General features: G+C 66.3%; 8 protein-coding genes and 1 pseudogene. All 9 read right to left on the bottom strand.

What is annotated here, in order from left to right:
- The gene (gene mlaE / locus ACQ858_RS03205) at positions 1–783 is read right to left on the bottom strand and encodes a lipid asymmetry maintenance ABC transporter permease subunit MlaE (RefSeq protein ID WP_431275390.1); all 783 of its coding nucleotides are present in this window, start codon (positions 781–783) and stop codon (positions 1–3) included.
- 55 nt (positions 784–838) lie between these two features.
- Positions 839–1,663, bottom strand: a complete 825-nt coding sequence (locus ACQ858_RS03200) for an ABC transporter ATP-binding protein (protein ID WP_431275389.1) — start codon at positions 1,661–1,663, stop codon at positions 839–841.
- Positions 1,664–1,777: 114 nt separating this feature from the next.
- Positions 1,778–3,256, bottom strand: coding sequence for a glutamate synthase subunit beta (locus ACQ858_RS03195; RefSeq protein ID WP_431275388.1), 1,479 nt, complete (start codon positions 3,254–3,256; stop codon positions 1,778–1,780).
- Between the two features lie 33 nt (positions 3,257–3,289).
- Positions 3,290–8,033: pseudogene (locus ACQ858_RS03190) on the bottom strand (glutamate synthase-related protein).
- A gap of 175 nt (positions 8,034–8,208) precedes the next feature.
- Positions 8,209–8,910: a transposase gene (locus ACQ858_RS03185; RefSeq protein ID WP_431275387.1), complete on the bottom strand. Its 702-nt coding sequence runs from the start codon at positions 8,908–8,910 to the stop codon at positions 8,209–8,211.
- Between the two features lie 21 nt (positions 8,911–8,931).
- A complete protein-coding gene (locus ACQ858_RS03180) occupies positions 8,932–9,792 on the bottom strand; it encodes a class I SAM-dependent methyltransferase (protein WP_431275386.1) in 861 nt (286 codons plus the stop codon).
- Entirely contained in the window at positions 9,789–10,361 is a 573-nt protein-coding gene (locus tag ACQ858_RS03175) for a DUF1415 domain-containing protein (protein ID WP_431275385.1), read from the bottom strand. The genes ACQ858_RS03180 and ACQ858_RS03175 overlap by 4 nt, the downstream gene beginning before the upstream one ends.
- Complete coding sequence (locus tag ACQ858_RS03170) at positions 10,358–11,623, bottom strand: CynX/NimT family MFS transporter (protein WP_431275384.1); 1,266 nt, start codon at positions 11,621–11,623, stop codon at positions 10,358–10,360. Before ACQ858_RS03170 ends, ACQ858_RS03175 begins: the two co-directional genes overlap by 4 nt.
- A complete protein-coding gene (locus ACQ858_RS03165; RefSeq protein WP_431275383.1) occupies positions 11,620–12,750 on the bottom strand; it encodes a deoxyguanosinetriphosphate triphosphohydrolase in 1,131 nt (376 codons plus the stop codon). Before ACQ858_RS03165 ends, ACQ858_RS03170 begins: the two co-directional genes overlap by 4 nt.
- Positions 12,751–12,755: the final 5 nt, after the last annotated feature.

The following is a 12,755-nucleotide window of genomic DNA, read 5'->3' as shown; positions in this document are numbered from 1 at the left end:
CTAGATGCTGAACATCATGGCGGTCAGCATGAAGTCGAGCCCGAGGACCGCGAGCGATGCCACCACCACCGTTCGCGTCGTGGCGCGCGAGACGCCCTCGGGGGTCGGTTGGGCCTCATAGCCCTCGAGCAGCGCAACGAACGTGACGGTCAGGCCGAAGACGATGCTCTTGACGACGCCATTGCCCACGTCTTTCCACACGTCCACGCCGCCCTGCATCTGCCCCCAGAACGCGCCCGGATCGACGCGCAGCATCAGCACCCCAACGACGTAGCCGCCCAGCACGCCCACCGCACTGAAGACAGCAGCGAGCAGCGGCATGGTGATGACGCCGGCCCAGAACCGCGGCGCCAGGATGCGCTGCACCGGATCGACCGCCATCATCTCCATCGCGCTCAGTTGCTCGCCGGCCTTCATCAGTCCGATCTCGGCAGTGAGCGAGGTGCCGGCGCGGCCGGCGAACAGCAGCGCCGCGACCACCGGGCCCAGTTCGCGCACGAGACTCAAGGCCACCAGCAGGCCGAGCGCCTCCGACGACCCGTAGCGCTGCAGCGTGTAGTACCCCTGCAATCCGAGCACGAAGCCCACGAAGAGGCCCGACACCGCGATGATCGCCAGCGAGTAGTTCCCCAGAAAGTGGATCTGGTCGCGCACCAGCCCGAACCGTCGGAAGCTGCGCATGCCGCCGATGAAGAGGCGCAGGAACAATCGCGCACCCAGGCCGAGGTCCGAGAGCTTGCTGCGCACGGCGAAGCCGACGTCCGACGGGCGATACCAGCTCATTGGGTCACCTCCGCGCAGCAGCGCTGCGGAATTCGCCTTGGGGCGGCCCAGCGTCTCATGCCCGCCCTCCGTGGTTGTTGCCGAAGTCGTCCTCCACCGTCATGGCCGGATAGTGGAAATGAACCGGTCCTTCGGGCAGCGCGTTGACGAACTGGTGCACCAGCGGATCGTCGCTGCGGCGGACGTCGTCCGGCCGCCCCTGCGCCGCGATGCCGCCGTTGGCGAGGACGATCACGTGATCGGCGATGCGGAAGGTCTCGTCGAGATCGTGCGAGACGATGATGCTCGTCAACCCCAGCGTGTCGTTGAGTTGCCGGATCAGGCGCGCGGCAGTCCCGAGCGAGATCGGATCGAGTCCCGCGAAGGGCTCGTCGTACATGACCAGGTCCGGGTCCAGCGCGATCGCACGCGCAAGCGCCACGCGACGCGCCATGCCGCCCGAAACCTCGCTGGGCATCAGCTCGCGCGCACCGCGCAGGCCGACGGCGTCGAGCTTCATCAGGACGATGTCGCGGATCAGCGCTTCGGACAGGTTCGTGTGCTCGCGCAGCGGAAAGGCCACGTTGTCGAACACGCTCATGTCGGTGAAGAGCGCGCCGAACTGGAAAAGCATGCCCATGCGGCGCCGCGCCGCGTAGAGTCCCGCGGTATCGAGCTTGCCGACGTCCCGGCCGTTCACGAGCACCTCGCCGCGTTGCGCCCGAAGCTGGCCGCCGATCAGCCGCAGGACGGTCGTCTTGCCGCCGCCGGAGGCGCCCATGAGCGCGGTGACCTTGCCTCGAGGAACGGCGAAGGAGATGTCATTGAGGATCGCGCGCGAGTCATAGCCGAAAGCGACGTGACGGAACTCGACGAGCGATGTATCTGGTGTTGGGTCCATGGCAATAAAAAAGCCGGGGCGTCTTCGACATCCCGGCTCGCGGTAACCCAATGATACGGGAAGCCGTCCGGCCTCGCCGTGGGGCTTCCCGGGCGTTCCGCCCCAACAACAGTCTCAGCGCGGCAGGTCGCTGAATCCCATCAGGAATTCATCCACCGCGCGCGCGGCCTGACGGCCTTCGCGAATCGCCCAGACAACCAGCGACTGACCCCGGCGAATGTCGCCGGCGGCGAACACCTTCGGCACGCTGGTCGCATAGCCGCCGATGAAGTCGACGCTGGCCTTGGCGTTGCCGCGCGCGTCCTTCTCGACGCCGAATGCGTCCAGCACGCTCGCCACGGGGCTCACGAAGCCCATCGCGAGGAGCACCAGGTCCGCCTTCAGCACCTGTTCGCTGCCCGGGACTTCGACCATCTTGCCGTCCTTCCACTCGACACGGACGGTCTTCAGGCCGGTGACCTTGCCCTTCTCGCCGATGAATTCCTTGGTCGAGATCGCGAATTCGCGCTCGCAGCCTTCTTCGTGGCTGGAGCTGGTCCGCAGCTTGTAGGGCCAGTAGGGCCAGGTCAGAGGACGGTTTTCTTCCTCGGGCGGCTGTGGCATCAGTTCGAACTGCGTGACGCTGGCCGCGCCATGGCGGTTGCTGGTGCCCACGCAGTCGGAGCCGGTGTCGCCGCCGCCGATGACGATCACGTGCTTGTCGTCCGCGCGGATCTGGCCCTTGACCTTGTCGCCGGCATTGACCTTGTTCTGCTGCGGCAGGAACTCCATCGCGAAGTGAATGCCGTCGAGATCACGGCCCGGCACCGGCAGGTCGCGCGACTGCTCGGCACCGCCGGTCAGCACGATGGCGTCGAACTCCTTCTGGAGCTGCTCGGGCGTGACGGTCTCCTTGGCCCAGTTCGTGACCTTGGAGCCCTTGCCAAGCGGGTCCTTCGCGGCGCCGACCATCACGCCGGTACGGAATGTGACGCCCTCGGCCTTCATCTGCTCCACGCGGCGATCGATGTGCGACTTCTCCATCTTGAAGTCGGGGATGCCGTAGCGCAGCAGGCCGCCGATGCGATCGTTCTTCTCGAAAAGCGTCACGTCGTGGCCGACGCGCGCGAGCTGCTGCGCGGCCGCCATGCCGGCCGGGCCGGAACCGACCACCGCGACCTTCTTGCCGGTCTTGTGCTTCGGCGGACGCGCTGCGACCCAGCCTTGCTCCCAGGCGCGATCGATGATCGCGTGCTCGATCGACTTGATGCCGACCGCGTCGTCGTTCACGTTGAGCACGCAGGCCGCCTCGCAGGGCGCGGGGCAGATGCGGCCCGTGAATTCCGGGAAGTTGTTGGTCGAATCGAGCACCACGAAGGCGCTCTGCCAGTCGGCGCGATAGACCAGATCGTTGAAGTCCGGAATGACGTTGTTGACCGGGCAGCCGCTGTTGCAGAACGGCGTGCCGCAGTCCATGCAGCGCGCGCCCTGGACCTTGGCCTGGGCCTCGTCCAGTCCGACGACGAACTCCTTGTAGTGCTTGACCCGTTCCTCGACGGGCCGATAGCCCTCCTCGATACGTTCATGCTCCATGAAGCCGGTGATTTTTCCCATCGTGCTTTCCTCTGTTCTTCGTTCGGGTGGTCGTCAGACTGCCGCCACCGGCTTCGCGGACGCGTGGGGCTCCATGCCCGCATGCGCGTTGTTGCCGCTGCTCGTGAGCTCGACCTCGCGGTCGTGCATCTCGGCCAGTGCCCGCTTGTATTCGTTGGGGAACACCTTCACGAACTTGGTGCGTGCGACCGCCCAGTTGTCCAGCAGCTCGCGCGCGCGCTTGCTGCCGGTCCAGCGGTGGTGTTCTTCGAGCAGCTTCTTCAGGCGCGCTTCGTCGGTCTCGCCCTCGTGCCACACCTTGCGATGCACGCTCGCGGTCTGCTCGGCCGAGGTCAGGACCTTGTCGAGCGACACCATCGAGAGATTGCAGCGCGAGGCGAACTGGCCGTCTTCGTCATAGACGAAGGCGACGCCGCCGCTCATGCCGGCCGCGAAGTTGCGGCCGGTCTTGCCGAGCACGGCCACCGTGCCGCCGGTCATGTATTCGCAACCGTGGTCGCCGGTGCCTTCGACGACCGCCGTGGCACCCGACAGGCGCACCGCGAAGCGCTCGCCGGCCACGCCACAGAAGTAGGCTTCTCCGGTGGTCGCGCCGTACAGCGCGGTGTTTCCGACGATGGTGTTGCGCATCGCTTCGCCGCGGAAGTCGAGGCTCGGACGCACCACCACGCGGCCGCCCGAGAGGCCCTTGCCGGTGTAGTCGTTGGCATCGCCGATCAGGTACAGCGTGATGCCGCGCGCGAGGAAGGCGCCGAAGGACTGGCCGCCCGTGCCTTCGAGCTGGATGCGGATCGAGTCGTCCGGCAAGCCTTGCGGATGCACCTTGGTGAGCGCGCCCGACAGCATCGCGCCGACCGAACGGTTCACGTTGCGGGCCACCTCGATGAACTGCACCTTCTCGCCCTTGTCGATAGCGGGGCGCGAACGCTCGATGAGCTTGTTGTCCAGGCTCTTCGCCAGACCGTGGTCCTGCTCCTCGACGTGGAAGCGCGGCACATCGGCCGGCACGTTCGGCTGGGCGAACAGGCGGCTGAAATCGAGGCCGCGCGCCTTCCAGTGCTCGATGCCCTTGCGGGTGTCGAGCAGATCGGCCCGACCGATCAGGTCGTCGAACTTGCGAACGCCCAGCTGCGCCATGATCTGGCGCACTTCCTCGGCGATGAAAAAGAAGTAGTTCACCACGTGCTCGGGCTTGCCCGAGAACTTCTTGCGCAGCACCGGGTCCTGCGTGGCCACGCCCACCGGGCAGGTGTTGAGGTGGCACTTGCGCATCATGATGCAGCCCTCGACGACCAGCGGTGCGGTCGCGAAACCGAATTCGTCCGCGCCGAGCAATGCGCCGATCGCGACATCGCGGCCGGTCTTCATCTGGCCGTCGGCCTGCACACGGATGCGGCCGCGCAGGCGGTTGAGCACCAGCGTCTGCTGCGTCTCGGCCAGCCCGATTTCCCACGGGCTGCCCGCGTGCTTGATCGACGACCAGGGCGAAGCGCCCGTGCCGCCGTCATGGCCGGCGATCACGACGTGGTCGCTCTTGCACTTGGCGACGCCCGCGGCGATGGTGCCCACGCCCACTTCGCTCACCAGCTTGACGCTCACGCTCGCATGCGGCGCGACGTTCTTCAGGTCGTGGATCAGCTGGGCCAGGTCCTCGATCGAATAGATGTCGTGGTGCGGCGGCGGTGAAATGAGGCCCACGCCCGGCACCGAGTAGCGCAGCGCGCCGATGTATTGCGACACCTTGCCGCCCGGCAGCTGGCCGCCCTCGCCGGGCTTCGCGCCCTGCGCCATCTTGATCTGGATCTGGTCCGACGACGACAGGTATTCGGCCGTGACGCCGAAGCGGCCCGAAGCCACCTGCTTGATCTTCGAACGCAGCGAATCACCTTCCTTCAGCGGAAGATCGACTTCCACATTGGCAGCGCCGATCACGCTCTTGAGCGTGTCTCCCTTCTTGATCGGAATGCCCTTGAGCTCGTTGCGATAACGCGCCGGGTCCTCGCCGCCTTCGCCGGTGTTGCTCTTGCCGCCGATGCGGTTCATGGCAATCGCCAGCGTCGAATGCGCCTCGGTGCTGATCGAGCCGAGCGACATGGCGCCGGTCGCGAAACGCTTGACGATCTCGCTCGCGGGCTCCACCTCGTCCACCGGAATCGCCTTGGCCGGATCGAACTTGAACTCGAACAGGCCGCGCAGCGTGAGGTGGCGGCGGCTCTGGTCGTTGATGATCTGCGCGTATTCCTTGTAGGTGCCGAAATTGTTCGCGCGCGTGCTGTGTTGCAGCTTGGCGATGGCGTCCGGCGTCCACATGTGCTCCTCGCCGCGCGTGCGCCAGGGCGTATTCGCCGCCGGCGTCGAGCATGTGCGCGAGCACCGGGTCGTCGCTGAACGCCGCCTTGTGCATGCGGATCGCTTCCTCGGCGATGTCGAACACGCCGATGCCTTCGACGCGGCTCGCGGTGCCGGTGAAGTACTTCTCCACCGTCTCGGTGTTCAGGCCGATGGCTTCGAACAGCTGGGCGCCGCAGTAGCTCATGTAGGTGCTGACACCCATCTTCGACATGATCTTCGACAGACCCTTGCCGATCGCCTTGACGTAGTTGTAGATGGCCTTCTCGGCGCTCAGATCGCCCGCGAGGTCTTCGTGCATCGCGGCCAGCGTTTCCATCGCGAGGTACGGATGCACCGCTTCCGCGCCGTAGCCGGCGAGCACGCCGAAGTGATGCACCTCGCGCGCGGAACCCGTCTCGACCACGAGGCCAGCGGTGGTGCGCAGGCCTTCACGCACCAGGTACTGATGAATGGCCGACAGCGCGAGCAGCGCCGGAATCGCGATCTGCGTCGGGCCGACGTTGCGGTCGCTCACGATCAGGATGTTGTGGCCGAGCTTGATCGCGTCGACCGCTTCCGCGCACAGCGACGCGAGCTTGGCTTCGACGCCCTCTTCGCCCCATGCGAGCGGGTAGGTGATGTCGAGCGTGTAGCTCTTGAACTTGCCCTGCGTGTACTTGCCGATGTCGCGCAGCTTCGCCATGTCGGCGAAGTCGAGGATCGGCTGGCTCACTTCGAGCCGCATCGGCGGGTTGACCTGGTTGATGTCCAGCAGGTTCGGCTTCGGGCCGATGAAGGACACCAGCGACATCACGATCGCTTCGCGGATCGGATCGATCGGCGGGTTCGTCACCTGCGCGAACAGCTGCTTGAAGTAGTTGTAGAGCAGCTTGTTCTTGTTGGAGAGCACCGCCAGCGGGCTGTCGTTGCCCATGGAGCCGATGCCTTCTTCGCCGGCCGCAGCCATCGGGCTCATCAGGAACTTGATGTCCTCCTGCGTGTAGCCGAAGGCCTGTTGACGGTCGAGCAGGCTGACCTTGCTGGTCAACGGCCGAACCGGCTCGGCCTCGACGCTGTCGAGCTTGATGCGCAGGTTCTCGATCCACTGCTTGTAGGGCTTGCTGTTCGCGAGGGTGGCCTTGACCTCCTCGTCGTCGATCATGCGGCCCTGCTCGAGGTCGATCAGGAACATCTTGCCGGGCTGCAGGCGCCACTTGCGGACGATCTTCTGCTCGGGAACCGGCAGCACGCCGGATTCCGAACCCATGATGACGAGGTCGTCGTCGGTCACGCAGTAGCGCGACGGGCGCAGGCCGTTGCGGTCGAGCGTGGCGCCGATCTGGCGGCCGTCGGTGAAGACGATCGAGGCCGGGCCGTCCCACGGTTCCAGCATCGCGGCATGGTATTCATAGAACGCGCGGCGGCGCGTGTCCATGGTGGCGTGCTGTTCCCACGGCTCGGGGATCATCATCATCACGGCCTGGCTGATCGGGTAGCCGGCCATCGTGAGCAGCTCGAGGCAGTTGTCGAAGGTGGCGGTATCGGACTGGCCGGCGAAGCTGATCGGATAGAGCTTCTGCAGGTCGGCGCCGAGCACCGGCGAGGACATCACGCCTTCGCGCGCCTTCATCCAGTTGTAGTTGCCCTTGACCGTGTTGATCTCGCCGTTGTGCGCGACGTAGCGGTACGGGTGGGCCAGCGGCCATTCGGGGAAGGTGTTGGTCGAGAAACGCTGGTGCACGAGGCCGAGCGCCGAGATGCAGCGCTTGTCCTGCAGGTCGAGGTAGTAGGTGCCGACCTGGTCGGCCAGCAGCAGGCCCTTGTAGACCACCGTGCGGCTCGACATGCTCGGAACATAGTATTCCTTGCTGTGCTTGAGCTTCAGTCGCTGGATGTTGGCGCTGGCGGTCTTGCGGATCACGTAGAGCTTGCGCTCCAGCGCGTCCTGCACGATCACGTCGTTGCCGCGGCCGATGAAGATCTGGCGCAGGAGCGGCTCCTTGGCGCGCACCGTCGGCGACATCGGCATCTCATGGTTGACCGGCACGTCGCGCCAGCCCAGGAGAACCCGGCCTTCGGCCTTGACGGCGCGCTCCAGCTCCTGCTCGCAGGCCTCGCGGGAGGCGTGCTCCTTCGGCAGGAAGATCATGCCGACGCCGTATTCGCCCGGAGGAGGAAGGGTGACGCCCTGCTTCGCCATCTCCTCGCGATAGAGCAGATCGGGCAGCTGGATCAGGATGCCGGCGCCGTCGCCCATCAGTTTGTCAGCGCCGACTGCGCCACGGTGATCCAGGTTTTCGAGGATCTTGAGCGCCTGGCCAACGATGGCGTGGCTCTTTTCGCCCTTGATGTGGGCCACGAAGCCGACACCGCAAGCGTCGTGTTCGTCAGCGGCGGAATAAAGACCGTGTTGTTGGAGATGCTCGATCTCGGCAGCCGTCGTCATGGCGTGCTCCTTCAGTTTTCGCAGGGAAACGGAGCATATTGCTTTGCACAAATAATGCCAAACGGTTTAATTGGGGTCAGATTGGAATTAAATGCCGCCAATTTTTGTCAACATTTAAATAGGGACACATCAAAAAAGATAGCACCGGATCCTTTTCTGGCAATGAGTTCCCCCTCTAGCCGCCGTGTTTCCGATGGACTCGCGGGCGCCCCGGACGCGCCTTGTGCACGCGCCGCTCTGTGGCTTTTTGTAACGACTCGAGGAACTGGCTGTCTCCCACGGCCCATCCGTGCAGGACGCCCTCGGTCAGCAACGCCCGATCGGCATCCGAAATGCCCGCGCGCACCAACTCAGCGTAGGCCGCTTCGCGCGCAAACGGCGTATTGCCGAGCCCCCAGTAGCGCGGATGCGGCGTCACCAGCTTGTCGTGGCGCAGGCCGGCGTAGTGGCCATAGCTCGACCACGGGTAGTCACGGACATCGGCCACCAGACCGGCGCGCACCGGGTTGAGGTCCATGTAGACCATGCAGGGCAACAGATAGCGATCCGTCTGGATCAGGGTCGACTTGTAACGCCCTTCCCAGAGCGTGCCGGTACGGCCATGGCGGTCGTTGAAATAGCGCACATAGCGCCGTCCGACGGCCTGCATCCACTGCGGCAGCCCGTCGACGGTCGAAGGCGTGGCGAGCAGATGGAAGTGGTTCTCCATCTGCACGTAGGCATGAAGCGCCACGCCGTGGCGTGCCGCGTTCTCGCCCAGGAGGGCCAGCATCGTTTCGTGGTCGGCGCGGTCCACGAAGATCGGCTGGCGGTTGTTGCCACGCTGGACGATGTGGTGCGGCTGGTTGGCCAGCGTGAGGCGGGGCAGTCGGGCCATGGCGCGGAAAGCGGCGGTCGCTCAAGAGAGCCGGAAGCGCGTCTCCATCAGCGACTCCAGCCCGAACTGGGCCAGCAACTCGCGCAGCCTCGCCGCGGCACTGGCTTTTCGCTGACCGGTGTGACGGGCGATGATGAGTTCGTTCTTCAGGCTGTGCTCCCAACCGACGAGTTCGGTCACGGTGACCTGGTAACCGTTCGCCTCGAGATAAAGGCAGCGCAGCACGTTGGTGAGCTGGCTGCCGATCTCGCGCGTATGCAGCGGGTGCCGCCACAACTCGGCCAGCGGCGTGCGCGACAGCGCGAGCGCCTTGGTCTGGCGCAGGCAGGCGGCCACCTCGGCCTGGCAGCAGGGCACCAGCACCATGAAGCGCGCCCGCTTGGCAAGGCCAAAGGCGATGGCGTCGTCCGTGGCGGTGTCGCAGGCGTGCAGGGCGGTGACCACATCGATCCGCTCCGGCAGCTCGGCGGCGTTCGCGGATTCGGCCACGGTCAGGTTGAGGAACGACATGCGCTCGAAGTGCAGGCGCTCGGCCAAGGCCCGCGACTTGTCGACCAGATCGGCGCGCGTCTCGATGCCGTACACATGACCCCCGCTCCGCGCGCGGAAGAACAGGTCGTAGATGATGAATCCGAGATACGACTTGCCCGCACCGTGATCCGCCAGCGTTGCGTCGGCGCCATTCCCGGGCAGCTCCAGCAGCAGCTTCTCGATGAACTGGAAGAGGTGCAAGACTTGCTTGAGCTTGCGCCGCGAATCCTGGTTGAGCCGGCCTTCGCGCGTGAGGATGTGCAGTTCCTTGAGCAGCTCGACCGATTGCCCCGGCCGCAGCTCGCTCAGCACCTCGGCCTCGGCCTTCGCAGACTTGGCGAGCTTGCTCATCGCGCGGCTCCCGGCCCGACGTCGAGCGTTGCCCATCCGTCGGCGCCCAGCGCCTCGAGCTTTTCCATGTTTCGCCCGAAGATCTCCTCGGCATCCGGAAAAGCTTCGACCGCCCGGTCCAGGCTGTCCTCGCGCAGCAGATGCAGCGTGGGGTAAGGCGCCCGGTTGGTCGCGTTCGTGATGTCGCCCGCGTCCGTGCCGGCGAACTGGAAATGCGGGTGGAAGCTGGCCAATTGGAGTTCGCCCTCGAAACCTTCGCGCGCGAGCCGCCGTTCGGCACGCCCGATGAAATCGTTGAAATCGAAAAAATCGGCCAAGGTGTTTGGGGCGATCAACAAGGTGGTGTCCCTTTCGGCGCCGCTGATTTCGTGGAGCGCCCGCGCCTCGGCGACCAGGGCGTCGATCAACTCGGCGGCGTCGGACGGAAGGTACACCGCATAGTGAATCTGTCCACGGACGTGGACGGCTTTCGCGAACGGACACAGGTTGAGCCCGATCACGGCGCGCTCGAGCCAGCGGCGCGTGTCGGCTTCGGCCTGCTCGGCGGTTACGGTGGAGGGTTCGTTCATGATGCGGTCCCCGCTCGCGGCAGGGTCGGTGACAGCCGGCTGGCCAGCGCGATGCCCACCATCGAGCAGGCGAAGGTCACGACCCAGGTCCATTCCCAGCCGCCCACCCGGTGCGCAATCCAGGCGACGAACGGCGGCGCGACGAACTGGCCGAGCGACGACGCCTGCTGCATGAGGCCGATCGTGGTCGATACGGTCGAGGGCCCCGGCGCGAGCCGGACGCCCAACATGAACAGGGTGGCGGGCACCATCCCCCCGGCGAGCGAAAACATGCACACGGCCAGGTAACGCAGCGCAGGCGGGAGGCCCAGCGCACCCTGCGGCGCACCGATCTGGGCGAATGCGGCGACGCTGCCAAGCGCCATCACGGCGAAGCCCCAGCGAAGCAGGCGGTCCGGCGCGACGCCGCGCTGCAGCAGGCGACCGCCGGTCACGTTGCCGACGATGTTGGTCGCTGCCGCAAAGGCCGTCAGCGCCGCCGTCCAGCTGGCCGGAACCCCGGCATCGACGTAGATCGCCGGCAGGAATCCGATCACCGCCATCCACTGCGACGAATAGACGGCGAATGCGAGCGCGAGCGTCCACGGACCGCTGGCGCGAGCGGTCTCGCGCAGGCGTCTTGTCCATCCTTCGGCAGTTCCGGCCGAAGCTCGGGCCCGGACGCTGTCGCTCGGCACCACCCATGCCACCCATGCAGCCGCTGCGAGCGACGGCAGGGCCAGCGCCCACCACCAGCCCGGCCAGTCGAACCATGCAATGAACGCCGGGCCCGCGAGCAAGGCAAGGGCAACCCCCAAGGGCATGTACGCACCCCAGAGCCCCATGGCGGCCTTCTCCGCATTCGGCGGCACCACGGTGCGGATCAGGCCCGGCCCGGGCATGGCCGCGAGGAGGAAACCGAAGCCCTCGAGGGCGCGCAGCACGAGAAGCAGCGGGAGCGCCTCGGCCTTGTCGTGCAGCGACACGCCGACGAAGCCGCCCAGGAGGCTCGCCAGTGAAACAAGGACCAGCCCCAGGAGCATGCTCCGGCGCAGGCCGATCGTGTCCGCAGCCAGTCCGACGAAGATGCCCAGGCTCATGCCGGCGAGCTGCACCAGCGACAGCAGGAAACCGGCCTCGACCAGGCTGATGCCGAGTCCCGACTGGAGGGCCGGCACCGCCGGCGGCAGCTTGCCGATGTGCAGCGCCGCGGCAACCCCGGCCGTCACGACGGCAAGGGCGGCGCCGGGCACATGGACGCCGGGATGGGTGCTGCTGCTCATTCGATCCACCGCCGTCCGGTCAGGCGCTCGTACTCACGGATCGCGAATCGATCGGTCATCCCGGCAATATAGTCCGCCACCGCGCGATGCCGGTCGGCGCGCTCCGCGTAGCGTTCGGGCATCTGAGCCGCATCGGCGAGGTAGGCGTCGAACAGGGCGCGAACCACGTCCTTTGCCTGGTCGGTCGTCGCCGAGACCCGCGGATGCCGGTACAGATTGCGAAACAGGAAGCGCTTGAGCTCGGACGACTCCCGGCGCATGGTTTCGCCGAACAGAACGAGCGGGCCGGCCTTCCGCGCTGCCTCCGCATTGGAAGGCCCCGCGGATCGGATCGCCACCGACGTGGCGTCGATCACGTCATACACCTGCGCGCTGAGCATGCGCCGGATCGCTTCGTAGAGCACACGTCTTCCGTGAAGCTCGGGGTACTCGGCCAGCGCCTCCCTTCGGTAGCGCTCGAACAGGTCGAGCTCGCCCAGCAACTCGATATCGATCAGCCCCGACCTGACGCCATCGTCGATGTCGTGTGCGTTGTAGGCGATCTCGTCCGCGAGGTTGCACAGCTGCGCCTCCAGGCTGGGCTGCGTGCGATCGCAGAACCGACGGGCCACGCCGCCCGGCTCCGCCGCTTCGAGGCGCTCCGCGTTCGCGCGGGAACAGTGCTTGAGGATGCCCTCGCGGGTCTCGAAGCTCAGGTTGAGCCCGTCGTACCGGGGATAGCGGTGCTCGAGTTCATCCACCACGCGCAGGCTCTGCAGGTTGTGCTCGAAGCCGCCGTGGCCCTGCATGCAGGCATCGAGCGCGTCCTGGCCTGCATGACCGAACGGGGTATGCCCAAGATCGTGCGCGAGAGCGATCGCCTCGACCAGATCCTCGTTGAGCCGCAGCGCCCGCGCGATCGAGCGGCCGAGCTGCGCCACCTCGAGCGAATGCGTCAGCCGCGTCCGGAAAAGATCACCCTCGTGATTGAGGAACACCTGCGTCTTGTAGACGAGGCGACGGAACGCGGTCGAATGCACGATGCGGTCGCGATCGCGCTGGAACGCATCGCGCGTGGGGGCCGGCGCTTCGGCATGCCGGCGCCCGCGGGACAGCGACGCATGGCTGGCGTAAGGCGCAAGAGGCATCCCGC

It is taken from the genome of Variovorax ureilyticus, from assembly GCF_050632185.1.
Lineage (GTDB): Bacteria > Pseudomonadota > Gammaproteobacteria > Burkholderiales > Burkholderiaceae_C > Variovorax > Variovorax ureilyticus_A.
Note: the sequence above shows the minus strand (reverse complement) of the source record. Positions and strands in the feature narration are given on the sequence as shown.